Source organism: Phenylobacterium sp. Root1290 (genome assembly GCF_001425305.1).
Taxonomy (GTDB): domain Bacteria; phylum Pseudomonadota; class Alphaproteobacteria; order Caulobacterales; family Caulobacteraceae; genus Phenylobacterium.
Window position 1 is genome coordinate 883,910 of record NZ_LMEE01000001.1, and the last position, 21,587, is coordinate 905,496.

The 21,587-nt window shown below is 67.8% G+C and carries 26 protein-coding genes; 8 read left to right on the forward strand and 18 right to left on the reverse strand.

The genetic code is table 11. The features are described from left to right. Positions 1-7 precede the first annotated feature (7 nt). From surE to ASC79_RS04315, 10 genes are all read right to left on the reverse strand, one after another. Entirely contained in the window at positions 8-787 is a 780-nt protein-coding gene (surE, locus tag ASC79_RS04270; RefSeq protein ID WP_056020153.1) for a 5'/3'-nucleotidase SurE, read from the reverse strand. Further along, entirely contained in the window at positions 784-2,061 is a 1,278-nt protein-coding gene (gene serS / locus ASC79_RS04275) for a serine--tRNA ligase (RefSeq protein ID WP_056020156.1), read from the reverse strand. Before serS ends, surE begins: the two co-directional genes overlap by 4 nt. A gap of 74 nt (positions 2,062-2,135) precedes the next feature. Then, positions 2,136-3,077: a twin-arginine translocase subunit TatC gene (tatC, locus tag ASC79_RS04280; protein WP_056020159.1), complete on the reverse strand. Its 942-nt coding sequence runs from the start codon at positions 3,075-3,077 to the stop codon at positions 2,136-2,138. Further along, on the reverse strand, positions 3,074-3,589 hold the full coding sequence (gene tatB, locus ASC79_RS04285) for a Sec-independent protein translocase protein TatB (RefSeq protein ID WP_056020163.1): 516 nt from the start codon (positions 3,587-3,589) through the stop codon (positions 3,074-3,076). Before tatB ends, tatC begins: the two co-directional genes overlap by 4 nt. A 76-nt stretch (positions 3,590-3,665) precedes the next feature. Next, the gene (locus tag ASC79_RS04290; protein ID WP_056020166.1) at positions 3,666-3,875 is read right to left on the reverse strand and encodes a twin-arginine translocase TatA/TatE family subunit; all 210 of its coding nucleotides are present in this window, start codon (positions 3,873-3,875) and stop codon (positions 3,666-3,668) included. Positions 3,876-3,974: 99 nt separating this feature from the next. Then, positions 3,975-4,619 (reverse strand): SMC-Scp complex subunit ScpB, encoded by a 645-nt coding sequence (scpB, locus tag ASC79_RS04295; protein ID WP_056020169.1) that lies wholly within the window; start codon positions 4,617-4,619, stop codon positions 3,975-3,977. After that, the gene (locus ASC79_RS04300) at positions 4,616-5,419 is read right to left on the reverse strand and encodes a ScpA family protein (RefSeq protein ID WP_056021026.1); all 804 of its coding nucleotides are present in this window, start codon (positions 5,417-5,419) and stop codon (positions 4,616-4,618) included. The genes scpB and ASC79_RS04300 overlap by 4 nt, the downstream gene beginning before the upstream one ends. Next, positions 5,416-6,438 (reverse strand): beta-N-acetylhexosaminidase, encoded by a 1,023-nt coding sequence (gene nagZ, locus ASC79_RS04305; protein WP_056020172.1) that lies wholly within the window; start codon positions 6,436-6,438, stop codon positions 5,416-5,418. Before nagZ ends, ASC79_RS04300 begins: the two co-directional genes overlap by 4 nt. Further along, positions 6,435-7,235 carry an SPOR domain-containing protein gene (locus tag ASC79_RS04310; RefSeq protein WP_056020175.1) on the reverse strand — a complete coding sequence of 267 codons (801 nt, stop codon included), beginning with the start codon at positions 7,233-7,235 and terminating at the stop codon, positions 6,435-6,437. Before ASC79_RS04310 ends, nagZ begins: the two co-directional genes overlap by 4 nt. Positions 7,236-7,336: 101 nt before the next feature. Then, positions 7,337-8,509, reverse strand: a complete 1,173-nt coding sequence (locus ASC79_RS04315) for a deoxyguanosinetriphosphate triphosphohydrolase (protein WP_056020179.1) — start codon at positions 8,507-8,509, stop codon at positions 7,337-7,339. A 77-nt stretch (positions 8,510-8,586) separates the two neighbouring features. On the opposite strand from ASC79_RS04315, the gene erpA reads away from it, so the two are divergent. Beyond that, complete coding sequence (gene erpA, locus ASC79_RS04320) at positions 8,587-8,919, forward strand: iron-sulfur cluster insertion protein ErpA (RefSeq protein WP_056020182.1); 333 nt, start codon at positions 8,587-8,589, stop codon at positions 8,917-8,919. Between the two features lie 48 nt (positions 8,920-8,967). On the opposite strand, the gene ASC79_RS04325 is transcribed toward erpA, so the two are convergent. Next, the gene (locus ASC79_RS04325) at positions 8,968-9,939 is read right to left on the reverse strand and encodes a CsgG/HfaB family protein (RefSeq protein WP_082531929.1); all 972 of its coding nucleotides are present in this window, start codon (positions 9,937-9,939) and stop codon (positions 8,968-8,970) included. Between the two features lie 130 nt (positions 9,940-10,069). On the opposite strand from ASC79_RS04325, the gene xth reads away from it, so the two are divergent. The 4 genes from xth to ASC79_RS04345 all read left to right on the forward strand — a co-directional run bounded on the left by xth (position 10,070) and on the right by ASC79_RS04345 (position 12,768). Next, complete coding sequence (gene xth / locus ASC79_RS04330) at positions 10,070-10,849, forward strand: exodeoxyribonuclease III (protein ID WP_056020185.1); 780 nt, start codon at positions 10,070-10,072, stop codon at positions 10,847-10,849. A 72-nt stretch (positions 10,850-10,921) separates the two neighbouring features. Further along, on the forward strand, positions 10,922-11,299 hold the full coding sequence (locus tag ASC79_RS04335) for a hypothetical protein (RefSeq protein WP_056020187.1): 378 nt from the start codon (positions 10,922-10,924) through the stop codon (positions 11,297-11,299). Continuing rightward, the gene (locus tag ASC79_RS04340) at positions 11,299-12,102 is read left to right on the forward strand and encodes a DUF2145 domain-containing protein (RefSeq protein ID WP_056020191.1); all 804 of its coding nucleotides are present in this window, start codon (positions 11,299-11,301) and stop codon (positions 12,100-12,102) included. The genes ASC79_RS04335 and ASC79_RS04340 overlap by 1 nt, the downstream gene beginning before the upstream one ends. 63 nt (positions 12,103-12,165) lie before the next feature. Beyond that, positions 12,166-12,768, forward strand: a complete 603-nt coding sequence (locus ASC79_RS04345) for a DUF4126 domain-containing protein (protein WP_056020194.1) — start codon at positions 12,166-12,168, stop codon at positions 12,766-12,768. Here ASC79_RS04345 and ASC79_RS04350 read toward each other — a convergent pair. Then, positions 12,758-13,171: a YidB family protein gene (locus ASC79_RS04350; protein WP_056020197.1), complete on the reverse strand. Its 414-nt coding sequence runs from the start codon at positions 13,169-13,171 to the stop codon at positions 12,758-12,760. The genes ASC79_RS04345 and ASC79_RS04350 overlap by 11 nt on opposite strands. Positions 13,172-13,297: 126 nt before the next feature. On the opposite strand from ASC79_RS04350, the gene ASC79_RS04355 reads away from it, so the two are divergent. Further along, positions 13,298-13,936, forward strand: a complete 639-nt coding sequence (locus tag ASC79_RS04355; protein WP_056020200.1) for a hypothetical protein — start codon at positions 13,298-13,300, stop codon at positions 13,934-13,936. Positions 13,937-13,946: 10 nt separating this feature from the next. Here ASC79_RS04355 and ASC79_RS04360 read toward each other — a convergent pair whose 3' ends face one another. The 3 genes from ASC79_RS04360 to ASC79_RS04370 are packed head-to-tail and all read right to left on the reverse strand — an operon-like array spanning position 13,947 to position 16,094. Beyond that, positions 13,947-14,630 carry an aspartate/glutamate racemase family protein gene (locus tag ASC79_RS04360; protein ID WP_056020202.1) on the reverse strand — a complete coding sequence of 228 codons (684 nt, stop codon included), beginning with the start codon at positions 14,628-14,630 and terminating at the stop codon, positions 13,947-13,949. An 18-nt stretch (positions 14,631-14,648) separates the two neighbouring features. Continuing rightward, a complete protein-coding gene (locus ASC79_RS04365; protein ID WP_056020205.1) occupies positions 14,649-15,128 on the reverse strand; it encodes a glutathione peroxidase in 480 nt (159 codons plus the stop codon). Between the two features lie 39 nt (positions 15,129-15,167). After that, complete coding sequence (locus ASC79_RS04370; protein ID WP_056020208.1) at positions 15,168-16,094, reverse strand: Gfo/Idh/MocA family protein; 927 nt, start codon at positions 16,092-16,094, stop codon at positions 15,168-15,170. A 107-nt stretch (positions 16,095-16,201) separates the two neighbouring features. Here ASC79_RS04370 and ASC79_RS04375 point away from each other — a divergent pair, with 107 nt between their 5' ends. Together ASC79_RS04375 and ASC79_RS04380 are read left to right on the forward strand one after the other, a co-directional pair. Then, entirely contained in the window at positions 16,202-17,206 is a 1,005-nt protein-coding gene (locus ASC79_RS04375; RefSeq protein WP_056020212.1) for an NADP-dependent oxidoreductase, read from the forward strand. A gap of 64 nt (positions 17,207-17,270) precedes the next feature. Then, positions 17,271-18,170 (forward strand): hypothetical protein, encoded by a 900-nt coding sequence (locus ASC79_RS04380; RefSeq protein ID WP_056020215.1) that lies wholly within the window; start codon positions 17,271-17,273, stop codon positions 18,168-18,170. On the opposite strand, the gene ASC79_RS04385 is transcribed toward ASC79_RS04380, so the two are convergent. The 3 genes from ASC79_RS04385 to ASC79_RS04395 form a co-directional block, all read right to left on the reverse strand. Then, complete coding sequence (locus tag ASC79_RS04385; protein ID WP_056020218.1) at positions 18,167-18,571, reverse strand: VanZ family protein; 405 nt, start codon at positions 18,569-18,571, stop codon at positions 18,167-18,169. The genes ASC79_RS04380 and ASC79_RS04385 overlap by 4 nt on opposite strands. Positions 18,572-18,630: 59 nt before the next feature. After that, on the reverse strand, positions 18,631-20,007 hold the full coding sequence (locus tag ASC79_RS04390) for an MATE family efflux transporter (RefSeq protein WP_056020221.1): 1,377 nt from the start codon (positions 20,005-20,007) through the stop codon (positions 18,631-18,633). A 178-nt stretch (positions 20,008-20,185) separates the two neighbouring features. Beyond that, the gene (locus tag ASC79_RS04395; protein ID WP_056020224.1) at positions 20,186-21,565 is read right to left on the reverse strand and encodes a class II 3-deoxy-7-phosphoheptulonate synthase; all 1,380 of its coding nucleotides are present in this window, start codon (positions 21,563-21,565) and stop codon (positions 20,186-20,188) included. Between the last annotated feature and the right edge of the window lie 22 nt (positions 21,566-21,587).

The following is a 21,587-nucleotide window of genomic DNA, read 5'->3' on the forward strand; positions in this document are numbered from 1 at the left end:
GTTCGCCTCAGGCCTTCGGCGGCGCGCCCCCGAGCACGCCCTTCAGGCGAAAGACGGTTTCGGCGTGAGTCAGGTCGATATGCAAGGGGGTGACGGAAATCTTACCGTCGTAGATGGCCCGCAGGTCCGTCCCTTCGTCCGGCTGCGACATTTCGTGGCGGAAGCCCATCCAGTAATAGTCGCGGTTTCGCAGGTCGGTGCGCTTCTCGGCGTGACGCACGGCCACGTTGCGGAAGGTCTGGCGGGTGACCTCGACCTCGGTGATCTCCTCCGGCGCGCGGGACGGGAAGTTGACGTTCATCACCACGTCCTTGGGCCAGCCGATCTCGACCAGCCGCTTGACGATGCCCGGAGCAAAGCGCTCGGACGGCGCGAACATGTCCTGACCGTCGATCAGCGGCCATCCGGTCTGCGAGAGGGCGATGGACGGGATGCCGAGGGCCATGCCCTCGATGGCGCCGGCGACGGTGCCCGACAAAGTCACGTCCTCGGCCAGGTTGGCGCCGCGATTGACGCCCGAAAGCACCAGATCAGGGCGCTCTGCGCCCATAAGTTCGCTCACCGCCAGCATCACGCAGTCGGTCGGCGTGCCGGTCGTGGCGAAGCGGCGCTCGTCCAGACGGCGCACGCGCACCGGATCGGAGAGGGTTAGAGCACGGCTGGCGCCCGATTGTTCGTACTCGGGCGCACAGATCCAGACGTCATCAGTCAGGGCGCGGGCGATGTTCTCCAGCGCGACGAGGCCTTCAGCATGGATGCCGTCGTCGTTGGTCAGGAGGATTTTCATTCGCCACCGATGTGCGTCAGGCCGGGGAGATAGCGGTGCAGCGCCTGCGGAATGGCGATGCGGCCGTTTTCGTCCTGATAATTCTCCATGACCGCGACGAGGGTGCGGCCGACCGCCAGCCCCGAACCGTTGAGGCTATGGACGAAGCGGGTGCCCTTCTCGCCGGCCTTCTTGGTCCGGGCGTTCATCCGCCGGGCCTGGAAGTCACCGCAGTTCGAGCAGGAGCTGATCTCGCGGTAGCGGCCTTCCGAGGGGATCCAGACCTCGAGGTCGTAGGTCTTGCGGGCGCCGAAGCCCATGTCGCCGGTGCAGAGCAGCATCGTGCGGAACGGCAGTTCCAGCGCCTTGAGGACCGCCTCGGCGCAGCCGACCATCCGCTCGTGCTCTTCCTCGGACTTGTCCGGGGCGGTGATCGAGACCAGCTCGACCTTGTAGAACTGGTGCTGGCGGATCATGCCGCGGGTGTCGCGGCCCGAGGCGCCGGCCTCCGAGCGGAAGCACGGCGTCAGCGCGGTCATGCGCAGCGGCAGCTCTTCCTCGGCCACGATCTGGTCCATGACCATGCTGGTCAGCGGAACCTCGGCGGTCGGGATCAGCCAACGGCCGTCCGTGGTCTTGAAGAGGTCATCGGCGAACTTCGGCAGCTTGTCGGTGCCATAGGCGGCCGCGTCGTTGACCAGCAGCGGCGGCGAGACCTCGGTGTAGCCGTGCACCTGCGTCTGCAGGTCGAGCATGAACTGGCCGATGGCACGTTCCAGGCGGGCGACCTGGCCCTTCAGCACCACGAAGCGCGCACCGCTCATGCGGGCCGCGGCCTCGAAGTCGACGAGCCCCATCGCTTCGCCCAGATCGACATGGTCCTTCGGATTGGCGATCGCGTAGGGCTCGCCCCAGCGGCGGGCCTCGACGTTCTGATGCTCGTCGGCGCCGACCGGCACGTCCGGCAGCGGAATGTTCGGCAGGGCGGCGAGCAGGTCGTGCAGTTCAGCCGAGACAGCGCGTTCGACCTCGGCCTGTTCGGCCAGAACGCCCTTCACCTGCTCGACCTCGGCCATCAGGCGCTGGGCCTCGGCCTCGTCCTTCTTGGCCTTGGCTTGGCCGATCAGCTTGGAGGCTTCGTTGCGGCGGCTCTGCGCCGTCTCCAGCGCGAGCTTGGCGGCGCGGAGCTTGGCGTCCAGTTCAACGGCCTGGGCGGCGGCGCCGGAACGGCCCTTCGCAGCCCATGCTTTCTCGTAAAGCTCAGGGGTTTCGCGAATGGCTCGGATATCGTGCATGGGTCCGCCACAGGTGGGAGTGAGCGGACTTCTCTAGAGCGCGTTGGTTAGCGGGCCAACCCCTCGTGCGGGCGCTAGATCGCCACGACGTCCGTGCCCGCCTCGTCTTCCTCGCGCTTGCGGCGGGTCTCGATGAGCCGCACGCACCAGATCGAAATCTCGTAGAGCAGGATGATCGGCACGGCGAGCATGGTCTGGCTGATCGGATCGGGCGGCGTCACCACGGCGGCGACCACGAACACCCCGACGATGGCGTAGCGGCGGCCCGCCGACAGCGCCTTGGACGAGATCATGCCCGCCATGCCCAGCAGCGTCAGCACCACCGGCAACTGGAAGCAGAGGCCAAAGGCGAGCAGCAGGGTCGTGACCAGGCTCAGATAGTCCGAGACCTTGGGCAACAGCTCGACCGAGATTCCGGCGTCGCCGACGATCTGCTGGGACAGCGAGAACCACAGAACGAACGGCAGGATCACGTAGTAGACCAGCGCCGCGCCCATCAGGAACAGACTGGGCGAGGCCAGCAGGAACGGCAGGAACGCCTTGCGCTCGCGCTTGTAGAGCCCAGGCGCCACGAAGCCGTAGACCTGCCAGGCGAGGACCGGGAACGTCAGCACCACGGCGCCGAACCCGGCCAGCTTGAGCTTGGTGAAGAAGAACTCGAGCGGCGCGGTGAACACCAGCTTGAGCTTCTCGGCGCCCGCGACGTCGGGGACCTCGCGCGCACCGATCAGGGCCAGAAACAGGTCCCTGGTGCCGGAAAGGAACTTCACAAGGTCGAAGCCTGCGGCCTGCTGGGCGTGCGCCGCCTGCTCGGCCGCCAGCAACTGGGCGGCGATCGCGAAGGGGTGCAGCAGGAACATGTAGATCTGCTTGGAAAACGCGAAGCAGATCGCAAATCCGAGCGCCATGGCGATCACGCAGATGATCAGGCGCGAGCGCAGCTCGACGAGGTGATCCAGCAGCGGCGCGCGGGAGGCTTCGATCTCGGATTCGTCGTGATCGTAGGGACTGCTCACGCCTTGGCTCCAGCCTTGGGCTTGGGCGCGGCCTTCGCCTTGGGCGCCGCAGCCTTGGCGGGCTTGGGCTTGGCGGCGGCTTCCGTCTTCGGCTTGGCGGCGCGGGGCGCGCGCGGCTTGGCCTCCTCGATGACGGGGGCCGGCGCCACCGGCTCAGGCGCCGGCGGCTCGTAGGCCTGGCTGGCGGAGGGCGGGAACTGCACGCCGGAGCCTTCCAGGCTGTCGCCGATCTCCTTGAACACCTGGTCGACCTGGGCCTTGGAGGCGTCGGCTGCGGCGGTGTCGGCTAGCTGGCCGCGGCGCATGGCCTCGACCTCCTTGCGGAGCTCGTCCAGTTCGGACTGGCGCGCCATCTCGTCGAAGCTGGCGCGGAACTCATTGGCCATGCCGCGGATCTTGGCCGTGAACTGGCCGAGTTTGCGCAGCATCACAGGCAGGTCCTTGGGTCCCACGACGATCAGAGCGACCGCCGCGATGACCAGGAGTTCAAGCCCGCCGATCTCGGGAAGCATTCGTAAGGCAGCCTAGACGTAAGAGCCCGCGCCGGTCGGAACCGGCGCGGGCGAAATCTTCGGGAATACGGCTAGATCAGCCGCGAGCCTCATCCTTCTCGTGCTCCTTGGGGAGCGGCTTGGAGGCGTCGGCGGTGGTCGTCGGCTCATCCTTAAGGCCGTCCCGGAACGCGCGGATGCCCTTGGCGGCGTCGCCCATGATCCCCGAAAGCTTCCCGCGGCCGCCAAACAGCAGCGCGACGACGACCAGAACGATCAGCCAATGCCAAATCGAAAATGAGCCCATAAGGCCAAACTCCTTAACGTCGGCGGCCACCTTCGGCCGCACACCCGTCCCCTGTCAGACCGGAATATAGTCCGTCACACGGCAAGACGCCAACGCGTCCTAGTGCGCCGGATCGTCCTCGCCCAGGAAATCAGTGTGAAATTCGGGCGCATCGTCCTCAAGCGGGTCTTCTTCAGGCAATCCGAGACCCGACGGGTTGGGCACATTGAAGTCAGGCGGCAGGTCAAGGCTGAGCAGCCCCGCCGCTTTCATCTCCGCGATTCCCGGCAGATCGCTCAGCTGGGCGAGGCCGTAGTGCTCCAGGAAGGCGTCGGTGGTGCCGTAGGTCACCGGTCGCCCGGGCGTGCGCCGACGTCCCCGCATGCGGACAAGCCCCAGCTCCAGCAACACGTCGAGCGTGCCCTTGCTGGCCTGCACCCCGCGCACGGACTCGATCTCGGCCCGGGTGACGGGCTGATGGTAGGCGATGATCGCAAGCGTCTCCTGCGCCGCCTTGGACAGGCGCCGCGGCTCCTCGCGCTCCTCGGTCATCAGGAAGGCCAGATCCTGCGCGGTCTGGAAGCGCCAGCGCCCGGCGATGCAGGCCAGTTCGACCCCTCGGCCCTCATAGGTCTTCTGCAGGGCCCCGATCGCCGCATCGACGTCCGCATTCGCCGGCAGGCGCTTGGCGAGATCTTCGACGCTGAGCGGAGCTGCGGCTGCGAACAGCAGCGCCTCGATCTGGCGTTCGGTGTCGCCGCTCACGGACGCAGCTCCTTGCGGGCGCGCAGATAGATGTCCGCGAACGCCTCGAGCTGACGGGTCTCGAGCGCGCCTTCCTTGACGAGCTCGAGGCTGGCCGACAGCGTCGAGGCGACATAGGAGGCTTGGCTCGGCCCCTCCCCCACCGGCCGCAGCGGCGCGACGCCGTTGAGCGGGGTCCAGCGATCGAGGTCGGGCAGCATGTGACGCAGGCGGTCGCGGGCGTCCTCCAGCGGATAGGCCTGCTGGACGCGCGGCGTGTAGTGGCGGCCCTGCTCCTTGCGGCGCTGGTCGATATAGGCGCTCATCAGCCCATAGAGGTCGCCCTCAAGACGGGTCGACGGGATGACCTTGATCGCTTCGGGGTCGCCGCGGACGAATATCTCGCGGCCAAGCTGAGCGCCGTCGCGCAGGGCGTCGGCGGCCTTGCGCATCGCATCGAGCTTGGCCAGGCGGAAGGCCAACTGAGCGGCCATCTCCTCGGCGGGCATCTCCTCGGCCTTGGGCCGTTCGGGCTTGGGCAGCAGCAGCCGCGACTTCAAATAGGTGAGCCAGGCGGCCATGACGAGGTAGTCGGCGGCCAGGGAAAAGCGCACCCGGCGCGCTTGCTGGACGAAGGCCAGGTACTGGTCGGCCAGCTTGGTGATCGAGAGCTGGAGAAGATCGACCCTCTGGTTGCGGGCCAGGGCCAGAAGGACGTGCAACGGGCCTTCGTAACCTTCGATGTCGATGACCAGCGCATCTCCGTCCTCGGCCGCGGTGTTGGCCGCTTCGAAGTCCAGAGTGGGCTGGAAGGCGCTCACGCAGCCCACCTGCCGTCGAACGCCGCATCGAACCGGGCCCGAGCTTCGGCGAGATCGAACGGCTCGGGGACCTTGGCCAAGCGGCCCAACGCGGCCTTGGCGCGGCGCGCGGCCTGACCGGACAGAGCCTTGGTCCCGGCGAGCACCGCCTTCATCTCGGCCATGTCGCCATTGCAGTGCAGGACCACGTCGCAGCCCGCCGCCAGGGAGGCGCGCGCACGTTCCGCGAACTCGCCGCCGAGGGCCTTCATCGACAGGTCGTCGCTCATCACCAGGCCATCGAAGCCGATCGCCCCGCGGATGACCTCGCGCATGGCCTTCTTGGAGGTCGTGGCCGGACGCTTGGCGTCGACCTCGGCGTAGACGACGTGGGCGGTCATCGCCATCGGCATGTCCGACAGCATCTTGAACGGTGCGAAGTCCCAGGCGTCGAGCTCGTCGTACGGCGTATCGACCACCGGCAGGTCGTGATGGCTGTCGGCCTTGGCTCGGCCATGGCCGGGGATGTGCTTGATGACCGGCAGCACCCCGCCCGCGATCAGGCCCTCACAGGCCGCGCGGCCCAACAGCGCGACGCCGTCGGGGGTCTTGGCGTAGGCGCGGTCGCCGATGACGTCGTGCGCGCCGGCGACCGGCACGTCGAGGACCGGCACGCAGTCCACATTGATGCCCAGCTCCGCCAGATCATGCGCCAGAAGGCGCGCGCCCAGCCGGGTGATCTCCCGCCGCAGCAGAGGGTCGTTGCTCGGCAGGTCGCCATAGGCGCGACCCGGCGGATAGCGCCGCCAGTGCGGCGGCCCCAGGCGCTGGACCCGGCCGCCCTCCTGGTCGATCAGCACCGGCGCATCTGGCCGGTCGACCGTGGCGCGAAGCTGGTCGACCAGCTTGCGCACCTGGTCGGGCGACTCGACGTTGCGGGCGAAGAGGATGAAACCCCACGGCTGAACGTCGCGGAAGAAGGCGTCCTCCTCCCGCGAGAGGCTAAGCCCCGAACAGCCGAGGATCGCGGCGCTGGTCACTTCACGAAGCAGTTCTTGCCGGCCGCCTTCAGCTTGTCGCAGAAGGCCGAGGCGTCGGCGCGGCTGGCGAAGCCGGTGACCTGAGTGCGGTAGAGCGTCGAAGAGCCCTTCTGCACCGCCTCAACGCGCTTGCCCTTGCCGGCCGCAGCGCCGGGGGCGACCGCGACGGCCTTGTTCCATTCGGAATCGGCCAGCGACTGCGACGAGAAGGCGCCGATCTGCACCGAGGCCGCGCCGCCGGCGGCGGCCTTGGGCGCCGGGGCCTGGCTGAGCGCGGCGTCGATCGATTTGGGCGCGGGCGGCGGCGTCACCTTGGTGACGGGCGCGGCAGGCGGCGCGACAGCCGGCTTCAGGCCGGTGGACGTGGTCGGCGGGATCGGCGCGGCCGAAACCGGCGAGGTCGGCGCCGGGCGCGGCGGCGGCTGCACGGCGACCGGAGCCGGGCGGGCTTGGGGCTGCTCCGGCGGCGCGGTGAAGTTCGGCGTGGCGGGAGCCGCCTGCCCTTGCTCGGTGTGATAGATCTGCAGGCCTTCGGCCGGATCGGCGGGCTGGGCCTCGGCCGGCGGCGCGGCCTTCATCTCGGCGACGGGCGCGCCGACGGTGCGAGGCGGTTGGCCCGCCTCACGCACGCCCGAGCGGTAGAACATGATGATGGCGACGACGAGCGCGATCAGCACCAGCGCGCTCAGGATCAGCATGACGGGCGCAGGGCCACCGCCGCGCACCGGCTGGCGCGCGTCGAAGGACAGAGGCGCGTCGGTCGGGGGCGTGTAGGCGCCGCGATCGGGGTCGGACATAGAAGGCTCCGAAGAAAAGCTCGGGTGGCCGCAGCGCGAATCGCGCGCGGCGTTTCGGTGAGTTTACCGAAGGGGACCGGGCTTCGAAGCCGCCCTGACGCCTAATTCCAGACGTCGAGGTGGAAAAGTCGGCGGTGCTCTTCGATGGCGAACCGGTCGGTCATGCCCGCGATGTAGTCGCACACCACTCGCGCCCGCCCGGCCTCGTCGCGGTTCTGCGAGCGAGCGAACCACTCCGTCGGCAAGACGTCAGGTTCAGCCATGAACAACTGGAACATCTCGGCAAGAATGCGGCGGGCCTGGCTACGGGTTCGATTGACCTTCCAGTAGCGGTACATGCGGTTCATCAGGAACTCGCGCAGCCGCGACAGGTCCTCGAGCATGTCCCGCGAAAAGGAAACGAGGGCGTGGTCCATGTTGCGGACGTCCTCGGCCGAGGCGACCTTCGCCTCCAGGGCGCGGCGATGGGTCTCAGCCAGTACATCGTCGACCATGGCGCCAATCATGCGCCGCACGGCCTCCAGACGCGTGATGACCGGATCGAGCCCCGGATAGTCCTTGTAGACCCCCTCCAGAATCGGCCCGATCAGCGGCACGTCCAGCAGGTCGTCCAGCGTGAAGAGACCGGCCGCGACGCCGTCATCCACATCGTGGTTGTTGTAGGCGATGTCGTCAGCGAGAGCCGCGACCTGGGCCTCGGCGGACGCCCAGGTGGACAGGCGCAGGTCGTAGTCCTTGTCGAACTCGGCGATCGCGTTCCAGGACGGGCGGCCGAGCTTATCGGCCACCGGGCCGTTGTGCTTGATGACGCCTTCCAGGGTTTCCCAGGTCAGGTTCAGGCCTTCCCAGCCCGGATAGCGGCGCTCCAGCTTCGACACGACCCGGAAAGTCTGCACGTTGTGGTCGAAGCCGCCGTACTTCTCCATCTGGATCTGCAGCTCGTCCTCGCCGGCGTGGCCGAACGGCGGATGGCCGAGGTCATGGGCCAGGGCGATGGTCTCGGCCAGGTCGGCTTCCAGACCCAGCGCCGTGGCGACCGAGCGCGCGATCTGGGCGACCTCCAGCGAATGGGTCAGGCGAGTGCGGAAATGGTCGCCTTCATGCGCCACGAAGACCTGAGTCTTCTCCTTGAGTCGCCGAAACGCCGTCGCATGGATGATCCGATCGCGGTCGCGCGCGAACGGCGTGCGGGTCCGGCTCTCCGGTTCGGCGACCTTGCGCCCCAGGGATTTGGACGAATCTTCGGCATACGGCGCGCGGGGCGGAGGGATCATCTGGTCTCGGTATGACAACGCCCCTTGGACGAAGGGCTTGGCGACCTCATATAGTCCAGGCAGAGGTTTTCCGCAGTATGACTACGACCGAACTCACCCTTTCGCCCGCGGCCGCCCAGCGGCTGCACGACATCGGCGCCTCCGAAGGCAAGCCGATCATGCTGCGCATTGCAGTCGAGGGCGGCGGCTGCTCGGGCTTCCAGTACCAGTTCGACCTGGTGGACGCGGCCCAGCCCGACGATCTGAAGATCGAACGCGACGGCGCCGCGGCCCTGGTCGACGAGATGTCGCTGGTGCTGCTCAAGGGCTCGGAGATCGACTTCGTCGATGAACTGGCCGGCGCGGAGTTCAAGATCCGCAACCCCAACGCCAAGTCCAGCTGCGGCTGCGGCGTCAGCTTCTCGATCTAGCCTGAATCAAAAAGGGCGGGAGCCGCGGCCCCCGCCCTCTTCGAACCCTTAGCGCGAGGGTTCGAGCTTGGTGTTCAGCACCCAGCCGACATTGTCGTTCTCGTCAGCCACTTCCCACCAGAGGCCTTCCTTCTGGCCGGTCGGATAGAGAATCGCGCCCGGCTGCAGCGCGCGGACCATGGCGCCCTTGGCGTCGGGCGAGCGGCGCATGTTGACGGGAGCCGTCGCGGTGAAGGTCTTGGTCGGCGAGGCCTGGGCCGCGCCGGCCGAGGTGGACACCAGGCCCAGCTCGTTGACCATCTTCGAATAGGCCTGGATGAAGGACAGGGTGACGATGCGGCCCGTCTCGGTGTCCTCGTAGCCGCCGCCGACGGCGCCGCCGAAGCCAGTCGAGCCGAAGCCGCCGCCGCCGGCGCTCCAGCCGATGTCGTTCTTCACCGCATAGCCGTCGGTCACCGACACGGTTTCCGTGGTGCGGACGTTGGTCAGCGACAGCACGGTGTTGGCTTCCAGCTTGCGGGTCTTGATGCCGCCCACGAGCGCGCCGGCGGTGCCACCGATCAAGCCGCCGGCGATTCCGGCCAGGGCCGAACCGCCCGCATTGCCGTCAGCGGCCTGCACTTCGGCGACCAGCACGTAGTCGGCGGCCTTGATCTGGCCTTGGCCGACGTTCGAGCCGCGTTGCATGCCCAGGCCCGAACCGATGTCGCGCTCGGCCTGCGCCGCATTGAGGCCCGCGCCGCGGTCCACCAGGTTGAAGCAGCCCGACTTCTGCACGATCGAGCGCAGCAGTTTGGCGGGCGGGGCCAGGTTGTACTGGTTCCAACCGCGCGGATCGTCGCCGTTGGTGATCGAAAGCGTGCCGAGCTTGCGGGTGCAGCGCGGCACTTCAGCCGACGCCGCTTCCTGCATTTTCTGGGCGTTGGACGCTTTGGCCGGACGGCCCTGGGCGAACGCTCCAACCGGCGCCGCAGTCAGCACCGCTGCGCCGACCATGGCCAGCTTTGCAAAACGCGACATGAGTACCCCCGTGCAATGACATTTGGTCGCAGGTAGCTAGACCATCATCGCGACAACGTCACGTACGTTCGCGGGGCTTGAGCCCAAGAACCGGCGCCTCTAGCGTCCGGACCCCAAGCTGGAGCAGTCGATGCGTATCGCGACCTGGAACGTAAATTCTGTCAACGCACGCATTGAGACGGTGCTGCGCTGGTTCGAGGAGGCCGCTCCCGACGTCGCCTGCCTGCAGGAAATCAAGTGCGTCGACGAGAAGTTTCCGGCCGAGGCGTTCGAGCGGCTGGGCTACAACGTCGCCGTCCACGGGCAGAAGACCTACAACGGCGTCGCGATCCTTTCGAAGGCGCCGCTGGAGGACGTCCGCAAGGGCCTGCCCGGCGACGACACCGACGAACAGGCCCGCTATCTGGAGGCCGTGATCAGCGGGCCCCGCCCCGTCCGCGTGGCCTCGATATACCTGCCCAATGGCAATCCGATCGGAACCGAGAAGTTCGACTACAAGATCCGCTGGATGGCGCGGCTGAACGCGCACGCCCGCGAATTGCTGAGCTATGAGGAGCCGCTGGCCCTGGTCGGCGACTACAACGTCATTCCCGAACCGCGCGACGCGGCCCATCCGGAGAACTGGCTGGGCGACGCCCTCTTCCAGCCCCAGAGCCGAGAGGCGTTCAGAGCCCTGCAGTGGCTTGGCCTGACCGAAGCCTACATGGCCATCGACGGCTCGCCCGGCGCCTACACCTTCTGGGACTACCAGGCCGGCGCCTGGCAGCGGAACAACGGCATCCGTATCGACCACGCCCTGCTCTCGCCCCAGGCGATGGACCTGTTGCGCGGCTGCGTGATCCACAAGGACGTCCGCGGCTGGGAGAAGCCGTCGGACCACGTCCCGCTTGTCGTCGAGCTGGAGATCTGATTCGTCGCAAAGAGATTGCCGCAATTCAGGCGCGACTCTAGCTGCACCTTATGTGTCTCGGAGGTTGATCCCATGCGTACTCTCGTACTTTCGGTCATCGCCCTGGCGGCCATGAGTGGACCGGTCCTAGCGCAGGACAGCGCGGCCAACGCCTCGGCCGCTGGCGGCGCCTCGTCCGAGGTCGCCGGCCATCTCACCGCCTCCGGCGTGCAGGCCGTGGTCGGCGTCGCCGCGGTGCCGGTCAGCGTCGCGGCCGGAGCGTCGGTCGTCGGCGGCTCGGCCGTCGCCACCGCAGGCGCCGGCTCCGTGGCCGGCGGCGCGGGTCTTTCGGAAGCCGCCGGCGCCTCGGCCGAGTTCGCGTCCGGCCCGCTGAAGGTCGACGACAAGGTCGTGGTCTCGCCAGACCCGATGCCCGCCGTTCCCTACAACGCGCAGAAACCGACCCCCTGATGAAACCGATCCACGCCCTTCTCGCAGCGGCGGCGCTGAGCGCCACGGCTGCGCCCGCCTATGCCCAGGACAGCTCGGCGCGCGTCATCGCCCCGCACTTCACCGCCGAGCAGGCGGCCTCGTTCTCCAAGCAGGTCGAACGCGACCTCGCGTCCAAGGGCGCGCGGGTGGCCATGGTCTTCCGCGCCGGGCGCATGCGCGACCAGCTCCCCGAAGGCATCGCCTACACCCATGGCGCATTCTGGGTGTACCGCGACATCAAGACCGCCGACGGCGGAACGGTGAAGGGCTACGCGGTCTACAACCTCTATGCCGGCGACGGCCAAGGCTGGTCGAAGATCGAAAGCCGGCTGGTGCAGGACTTCCCGCTCGACTTCACGCGTGGATCGACGGTCGACGACATGGCCGTGATCATTCCGAGCCCAGAGATGCAACGGCGGATCCTGGCCGTCATCGACAGCCCGACCTACCAGAAGGTCCACAATCCCGAGTACTCGCTGGTCGCCAATCCGTGGGCGCGCAAGTACCAGAACTGCAACAACTTCATGCTCAACGTCATCGGCGCGGCGATCTGGCAGACCGACGACCCGCAGCGGATCACCACAAACCTGAAGGCCCACTATAAGCCGACCATCGTGAAGACCAACGCCGTGGTCCGGCTGTTCGGACCGATCGCCGACCAGCGGCTTCGCACCGACGACCAGGACGGCACGGTGCGGACGGCCACCTACGAGTCGATGGCGGTCTTCATGCGTGAGAACAACATGTTGCAGGACGCCTACATCTACAACTTCCAGCGCTGAGCGCTTCTCCTTGCAGTTGATCAGCGTTAGCGTGACCTGGAGAAGCTGCTGGGAGATCGGGCCATGGGCGCGGTCGAGCTGGTCGGGGTGGCCGCAAGTCTGAGCTTTCTGGCGGGCTGGCGGCTGTACGCCTGCATCGCTGCAGCGGGCCTGGCCATGCGCTATGGGCTCATCGACCTGCCCCAGAAGATCCAGGCGCTCGACGCCCTGGCCAATCCATGGGTGATCGGCGTCGCTCTGCTGGGCGCAACCGCTGAACTGTTCGCCGATAAGGTCATGTGGTTCGACAGCCTGTGGGACGGCGCCCATACGCTGATCCGACCGCTGGGCGGCGCCTTGCTGGCCCTGGCCGTCGTCGACGCCTCCGACCCGGCCTGGCAGGTCGTGGTGTTCATGCTCGGCGGCGGGGCGGCGCTGCTCAGCCACAGCGCCAAGGCCAGCGCCCGCGCCGCGGTCAACACCAGCCCCGAGCCGGTCAGCAACATCGCCGTGAGCGGCTTCGAGGACGTGGTGACCGCCGGCGGTCTATGGCTGGTGCTCAGCCAGCCGCACATCGCCATCGCTGTGGCTCTGGTGCTGCTGATCTGCTCGCTCGGCGTGATCTATATGAGTTGGCGCGTTCTTCGCCGGCTCAGACGCTGGTGGTCCAGCGACCCTAGCCCCTGAGCTTGCCCAGGATGTCGGCGATGCCGCCCAGGCCGCCTAGACCGCCCAGCGCGCCGCCGAGACCACCCGTGGGCACTTGGCCGTCAGGCGTCAGGTGATCGATCACCTGAGGCAGGACCTGGGCCAGCGTGCCGGCCGCGACCTGCGGATCGACTCCCAGCTTGGCCGCAAAGTCCGCCAGCATGCCAGATGACAGCACCGACTGGATCTGCTCGGCCGAGATCGGCAGATTGCCGCCGGTCGAGATCCAGGATTTTGCGATCTCGCCAAGGCCGCCCTGTTCGAAGGCGCCCAGCAGGCCGCCCAGGCCGCCCTGTTGCGCGCCCAGAAGGTCAGTGATCGCGCCGATCGGCGAGCCCTCGCCATCGCCCGCGCCGCCCAGAATGCTGTCCAGCAGACCCATATCGCGCTCCTGTCATCCGATGTTCGATGAAGTCCTCAAGCATATGAGACACCACCGGCATGACAGTTCAATCATTGGTCGAGGGGCGCCCTTCTCGGCTTTGACGAACGGCGCTAGCGTTGGGGCATGAACGAATGGCCCCGGCTCTTCCTGCTGCTCGCCCTGGCCGGCGTGGTCGTGACACTGCTGGGCAGCGTCGCGGCCTGGACGATGGACGAGGAACGCCGGATCCGACGGGCGCTGAAGCGGGTGCTGAAGGGACCGGCCGAAGCCGTCGTGATCGCGCGCGGCCGTGGGCGCGGCGCCGGCTTCAACACCTCCACCGGCCTGATGGCCGTGACCTGGGACACCGGCGGATGGCTGTTGATCTACCGCCTCGACGAACTGATGGGCGCCGAGGTGATTGTCGACGGCCAGGTCGTGGCCCGCGCCTATCGCGGTGAGCCGCGGCGCGCGCTGGACCAGGCGCTTGAGCACGCCGCGCGGGTCACCCTGCGGCTGATCTTCGATGACCCGCACCACCCCGACTTCGACCTCGACCTCTGGCTGGCAGGCGATGAAACGCGTCGGCGCTCGACCTCGCCCGGCGACGCCATGCAGGAGGCCAATCGCTGGCTGGCGCGGGCCGAAGCGATACTGCGCAGGCCGATCGCCCCGCGCGTCGCGGCCGGGACACCCAGCCCGCTGCGGCCAGATCCCGACGCAGCTCCAGACGAGGACGACGATCCCCCCTTCCACCTCGGCAGTGACGAACGCGTGCTCTGAGGCCGACGCGTTAGCCCAGCGCGAAGTCCACGCCGGCCTGCGCATGCACGAGGGCTGTGTCGATCACCGGCCGGTCCAGGTCCTCGGGCGACAGCAACAGCCCGATCTCGGTGCAGCCGAAGATCACGCAATCGGCGTCGGCCGCAGCGGCGATCATCGCCAGGACCTCGGCCTTGGAGGCGGCGGAGATCACGCCCTGGCACAGCTCGTCGTAGATGATGGCGTGCAACCGTTCACGCTGAGCGTCGCTGGGGATCATAGCCTCGACGCCGTGGGTCTTCAGCCGGTCTCGATAGAAGGCCTTCTCCATCGTGAAGCGGGTCGCCACCAGCAGCGGCCGCGAGCAGCCGGCTGCCTTGACCGCATCGGCCGTGGCGTCGGCGATGTGGATCAGCGGCACGCTCACCGCGGCCTGCACCTGATCGGCCACCAAGTGCATGGTGTTCGCGCCGATCATGATCGCCTCGGCCCCGGCCAACTCCAGCCGCGCGGCGGCCCGCGCCAACGCCTCGCCGGCGGCCTGCCAGTCGCCATCAGCCTGCATCTGGGCAATCGGCGCGAAGTCGACCGACCACATCAGCAGTTCGATGGAGTGCAAGCCGCCCAACCGCTCGCGGACGATGCGGTTCATGGCCTGGTAATAGAGCGTGGTGCTCTCGGCGCTCATGCCGCCGAGTAGTCCGACTATCCGCATGGGAGGCCCAGAAGGAGCTTAGAGCGCCGCCTTGATCGCGCCGACGACCTCGTCGTCCAGCGGTTCGGTTCGCGGCCCGAAGGCGCGGATCAGCTTGCCGTCCTTGCCGACCAGCAGCTTGTGGAAGTTCCAGACCGGCTCGGCCGGCTCCCCGAGCACTTCCTTGGCCCACTTGTAGAACGGATGGGCGGTCTCGCCCTTGACGTCGGTCTTGCCGGTCAGCGGGAAGTCGACGTTGAACCGGGTCTCGCAGAATTCCTTGATCTCGGTCTCGGTGCCGGGCTCCTGCCCAGCGAACTGGTTGCAGGGCACGCCCAGCACCACCAGCCCCTGGTCGCGATAGTCGCTGTAGAGCTTTTCCAGGCCGTCGTACTGGGGGGTCAGGCCGCACTGCGAGGCGGTGTTCACCACCAGAACGACCTTGTCCCGATAGGTCTCAAGCGGCAGGTGGCCGCCGTCGATGGTGTGGAACTCAAAGTCGTAGGCGAACTTCGTCATGGCCGTGCTCCACCGATGGGGTTGCACAACCTAACGCCGCTAGCCCCGATCCTCCAGCGCCTGTTCGACCGCCAGCGCAAGATCGAGCGCGCGCACCGCCTCGTCGGCGGTCACGATCGGGCGAGGCGCCTCGCCACGGACCGCGGCCAGGAAGCCCTCGACGCTGGTCGCCAGGGTGTCCTTTACGGCCGGCGCGTCGGCATAGTCCTGATTGAGCGGAAAGCCGGTGGTGTTGCGGAACGCGCGGGTGATGAAGTCGATCTCGACCTCGCCCGATGGATAGACCAGCTTCATGCTGCGCTTGCGCTCCAGCGCCATGCGCGAGGAGTCAAACACCGCGGTGAAGCCGTCGTCGAAAGTCACCTCGGCGCGGGCCTGGTCCCAGCCGCCGGAGAAGTCGACCTTCCCCTCGCCTTCCACCGCCAGCGGCCGAGCCGTCGAAAGTGACAGCGCCAAGTCGAGGTCGTGGATCATCAGGTCCAGCACGACGGAGACGTCGAGGCTGCGTTCCGACGGCGTGCCGTGACGGATCGATTCCAGCCGCAGCGGCTGCTCGGGAATGTCGAACAGGCCCATGGCCTGGAACACCACGCGTTCCTGGTGGCCGCAGGCGACGACGAGGTTCTGTCTGGTCGCCTCGGCGATGATTTTGTCCGCGTCGGCCAGGCTGATGGCGATGGGCTTTTCGATGTAGACCGGCTTGCCCGCCTTCAGCGCCGCCAGGGCGCCTTCGACGTGGACGCTGGCCGGCGAGGCCACCGTGACCACATCGCAGGCCTCAAGGAATTCGTCGATCTTGTAGAAGGCGCGCCCGCCCAGCGGCACAGCCAGGGCCGCCGCGCGATCGGGGTGATGGGTGTCGAGCACCGCCGACAGCACGGCCCCCTTCGCGCCCGCATACTTGCGCGCATGATGGCCGCCGAACACGCCGGCTCCGATAACGCCGCCTCGCAGGGGTTCGCCCATGGATTCGCTCCGAAACCAACTCTCGAGCCGCGCCTTACACGGAAGCCCTACTCGACGCCACCTGCGCGGCGCGCCAACATGCTCCTGAACCAACAGGGAGACGCCAGATGACCACCTCGCGCGAGGTCCGGCTGAAGAGCCGCCCGGTCGGCCTGCCTACCGCCGATAACTTCGAACTGGCCACGGTCACCCTGCCCGCCCCCGGCGAGGGCGAAATCCAGGTCCGCAACGACTGGATGACCGTGGACCCGTACATGCGCGGGCGCATGAACGACGCCAAGAGCTACTCGCCGCCATTCGCCCTGGGCGAGGCAATGCAAGGCGGCGCTGTCGGCACGGTCATTGCGTCCAACGACCCGGCGTTCAGGGCCGGCGACCTGGTGCAATCCAACTATGGTTGGCGCGAAGCCTTCAACGCCCACACCTCGATGGTCCAGAGGCTCGACACCATGGGCCTGCCGGCGCAGGCATTCCTCGGCGCTGCCGGCATGCCCGGCATGACCGCCTATGCAGGCCTCCTGCGGGTCGCGGCGTTGAAGGATGGCGATGTGGTGTTCGTCTCGGCGGCGTCCGGCGCGGTCGGATCCATGGTCTGCCAGATCGCCAAGCTGAAGGGCCACAAGGTGATCGGGTCGGCCGGGGGCGCCGAGAAGGTCGCCTTCCTCAAGGACGAACTCGGGATCGACGAGGTCATCGACTACAAGGCCGTCCCGGACCTGACCAAGGCGCTGGAAGCCGCAGCGCCTGAAGGCATCGACGTCTATTTCGAGAATGTCGGCGGCGAGCACCTGGAGGCCGCGCTGAACGCCGCCCGCCCGTTCGCTCGCTTTGCGCTGTGCGGCATGATCTCGATGTACAATGCCGCCACCCCGCCGCCGGGACCACGCAACATCGCCCTGGCGGTCGGCAAGCAGATCCGAATGGAAGGCTTCATCGTCTCCAGCCACTACGACCTGCTGCAGGCCTTCCATCACGACCTCGCCGAGTGGCATGCGGCCGGGAAGATCCGATGGCGCGAGACCGTGGTCGAAGGCATCGACCGCGCACCGGAGGCCTTCCTCAAGCTGTTCTCGGGCGAGAACTTCGGGAAGATGCTGGTCAAGCTGACCTGAGGCCCGTTGGCCGCTTGGAAACGAGCCGCTACAAGCCAGGGGTTAGTTTCTGCCGGAGTTTCCCGTGTCACGCCTGTTCAGCGCCTACGTGATCGTCGACTGGAGCGCCGCGGCCAAGCCCGCGACTGGCGCCGACTCCGTCTGGATCGGAGTGATGAAGCGCGACCTGCGCTTCCGGCTGACCTTCGAGTCGTTCAACCCGTCGACCCGCGCCGAGGCCGAGAAGAAGCTCGCGGAGATTCTGGACGACTTCAAGAAACGCGGCGAACGCGCCCTCGTCGGCTTCGACTTCCCGCTGGGGTTTCCGCGCGGCCTGGCGAAAGCTCTGGCCCTGCCCGGCGATCCGCCCTGGCGCGCCGTCTGGGACCAGCTCGACAAGATGGTCAAGGACAAGCCCGACAACACCAACAACCGCTTCGGCGTCGGATCGGAGATCAATCGTCGGCTGACCGGCGGCCCGTTCCCCTTCTGGGGCTGCCCGCCCAAGGACGCGCTGACCACCCTGCAGCCCAAGCGCACCCGCGCGCATGGACCAGACGACCTGCCGGAGTTCCGCCACACCGATCTTGCGGCCAAGGGCGCGGCGTCGATCTGGAAGCTCTACTACAACGGCTCGGTCGGCGGTCAGGCCATCCTGGGCATCCCGGCGGTGCGCCGCCTGAAGCTCGCCCGCGGTGAAGCCGTGAAGGTCTGGCCGTTCGAAGGCGGCTTCAAGGCGCTCACCGAGGCCGATCTGGCCGGCGTCGAGGTCGTGGTCGCCGAGGTCTACCCCTCGCTCTACAAGGCCCAGCCACAACCGGGCGAGATCAAGGACCAGGCGCAGGTCCGCGTGACGTCCGAGCACTTCGCGCGCCTGGATGAAACCGGAAAGCTGGGGGCGATCTTCGGGGCCAAGTCCTCGCCCGCCGACCTGATCGTCGACGCCGAGACGGAAGAAGGCTGGATCCTGGGCGTCGAGGCCTAAGCGGCCGAGGTCTCCGGGACGCGGTCGCTGGCCCGGCGGCGGCGTTCGACCACCGGCGGGCTGCGCAGCGATTGGATCCACATCGGGACCCAGACAGCGAAGGCGCCGGCCGCGTCGGCGGCCAGGTCGCTGAAGCTCACGCCGCGGTGGGTGAACATCTGCGCCACCTCGATCGAGGCGCCCAGCATGACCGCCGCGAAGGTGATTTCCAGCCGCCGGTTCTTGGGGAACGCGGCCATCATCAGGACCGTCAGGCCGTAGAAGGCGATGAAGTGCGCGGCCTTGTCGGCCGGCACGAAGTTCTTCTCCACGCCCTGGAACGGCCCAACCATGCCGATGCCGCACACGAGCGCGGCGGCGACGAGCAGGAAGCGGGCGGTGATTTTCGGCGAGAGAACCATGGGCGGCACCCTCGCAGATCAGCGTGAATCGACCGTTCACCGCGCGAAAAATAGTTCGGCTACAACCCGCGGCGGGCCAATTGCCAGAACCGCGCGCTCAGCAGACCGGCCGACAGGAACGACGCGGCGATCACCGCCCAGACGATTCCGTTGAGCCCGATTTCGAGGCGGATCGCCAGGAACCAGGCCAGCGGCATCATCACCAGGACGTAGCTGGTCAGGTGCGTGAAAGTCGGCAGCCAGACGTCCCCGCGCGCGCGCAGCGCCTGGGCGATGACCACCTGCAGGGCGTCAACCAGGAAGAACAGGCACGACAGCACCAGCGCCGCCGAGGCCATGGCCAGCACCATCTTGTCGGAGGTGTAGGCTTGGCTGATCAGGCCGGCTGTCGGCCAGATCACCAGCGAGATCACCAGGCCGAACACCGCGGTCATGCCAAAGCCGATCAGGCCCGCGCGGGTTACTCCTCGGGAGTCGCGCGCGCCGTATGCGCGGCCCACCATCACTGCCGTGCCGGTCGAGAGGCCCAGCGGCACCATGAACACCAACGCAGCGACATTCAGCACCACGGCCCACGCCGCGACGCTGAGGCCGCCCATCCAACCAGCGAAGATGTTCATCGAGGCGAAGGCCGCAACCTCGAAGAAGTTGGATGCGCCGGCGCCGTAGCCGATGCGCCGCTGCTCCACCTCCGACGGCCTGTCGCGCTCCGGCTTGTCGAACACGCCCAGCGCCTTCGCTTCGGGCATGCGCCAGATGTAGGCCAGCACCGCCAGCGCCAGGAAGGTCCGCGCGCCGGTCGTCGCCCAGGCGCCGCCCACGGCGCCCATGGCTGGCAGTCCGAACGTCCCAGGCACCAGCAAAAGCAGCAGGAGCAGGTTCACGCCATTGGCCAGCCACATCATCACCGCCCCGGGCTTGGGCTTGCCCAGGCCCTCCAGCCAGAAGCTGGCGGCGACGCTGAAGGCATAGCCCGGCAACGACAGGGCGAAGATCAGCATGGCCCGCGCGGCGCCGTCGGCGAGGTCCTTCTCCAGGCCGATCACGTGCAGGAATGTCGGGCCCGCCAGAAGCGTGACCACCATCGAGATCATGCCGATCCAGAAGCTGTAGACGAGGCCGCGGCGCAGCACCGCCCCCGTCATCTCGCGCCGCCCCTGACCGATCCGCCGGGCGGTCATCACCTGCACGCCGGTCAACAGGCCCACGCACATGGTCACCACCACGCTGGTCGGCGCCCAGGCCAGGGCGTGATAGCCGAGGTGGGTCGCAGAGTAGCGGCCGACGACGATCGCGTCGGACAGGCCCATGACCATGATGCCCAGGCGCGACAGCACGACCGGCCACGAGAGCTTCCACAGCTCTGCGGTCTCAGTGCGCACAACGTCGATTTCGCGCTCTCCCGAGGGAAGAGCAGCCTGGGCCGGGTCGGCCATGATCTCACCGGTTTTCAAAGAAGGCGCGGAACCTGACGCGTTGCGAGTCAAGCCGCAAGGGGCGGCTTGACTGTCGTGCTCATTTTCCAGGCGCCCGGCGCCCGCGAAGGCACAAGCGAGCGCTCACCCCGGCTCTCGCCGGACCGGTCGCGGGAGCGCAGCGCCCCCGCCTCTCGTCCTAGATCGCCGCGCGTAGCGCCGCTTCCAGACGTTCTTCCTTGAGCTTCTCGGCCACCAGGAAGGCCAGCTCCAGCGCTTGCTCGCCGTTCAGGCGCGGGTCGCAGTGCGTGTGATAGCGGTCGGCCAGGTCGCCCTCGGTCAGGGCGCGAGCCCCGCCCAGGCACTCGGTGACGTTCTGTCCGGTCATCTCCAGGTGAACGCCGCCCGGATGCACGCCTTCGGACTCGGCGATCTGCACAAAGCTCTTCACCTCGGACAGGATGCGGTCGAACGGCCGGGTCTTGTAGCCGTTGGCCGCGGTCAGGGTGTTGCCGTGCATCGGATCGATGGCCCAGACCACCGAGCGGCCCGACTTCTTGGTCGCCTGCAGCAGGCGCGGCAGGCGCTCGGCGATCTTATCGTGGCCAAAGCGGCCGTAGAGCGTCAGGCGGCCCGGCTCGTTCTTGGGGTTCAGCACGTCAATCAGGCGCAGCAGGTCGTCCGGCTCCATGGTCGGGCCGCACTTCACGCCGATCGGGTTCTTGATGCCGCGGAAGAACTCGATGTGCGCGCCGTCCAGCTGACGGGTGCGCTCGCCGATCCAGACCAGGTGGGCGGAGGTGTCGTACCACTCGCCCGAGGTGGAATCGACGCGGGTCATCGCTTCCTCGAAGCCCAGCAGCAGCGCCTCGTGGCTGGTGAAGAACTCCACGCGATGCAGGTCGGGCTGGCTGTCCGGCGTCACGCCGATGGCGGCCATGAAGGTCAGCGCCTCGCTGATCTTCTCCGACAGTTCGCGGTACTTCGCGCCCTGCGGACTGTCGGCGACGAAGCCCAGGGTCCAGCGGTGGATGTTGTAGAGATCGGCGTAGCCGCCGCCCGCAAAGGCGCGCAGCAGGTTCAGCGTCGCCGCCGATTGGCCGTAGGCCTGCAGCAGACGTTGCGGATCGGGACGGCGGGAGGCCTCGTCGAACTCCATGCCGTTGATGATGTCGCCGCGGTACGACGGCAGCTCCACGCCGCCGATCGCCTCGACGGGAGACGAGCGCGGCTTGGCGAACTGGCCGGCCATGCGGCCCACCTTCACGACCGGCTTGCCGCCGGCAAAGGTCAGAACCACCGCCATCTGCAGGATCAGCCGGAAGGTGTCGCGGATATTGTCGGCGTGGAACTCCTTGAAGCTCTCGGCGCAGTCGCCGCCCTGCAGCAGGAACGCGCGGCCCTCGGCCACCTCGCCCAGCAGGCCCTTCAGGCGGCGCGCCTCGCCGGCGAACACCAGCGGGGGCATGCCCCGCAGCACCTGTTCCACCTTCGCCAGTTCAGCCAGATCCGGATAGTCGGTCGGCAGATGCTTGGCGGGCTTGTTCCGCCAGGAGGCAGGCGTCCAGTGTTCGGTCATGGCTCAACTCCGCGCCCGCACG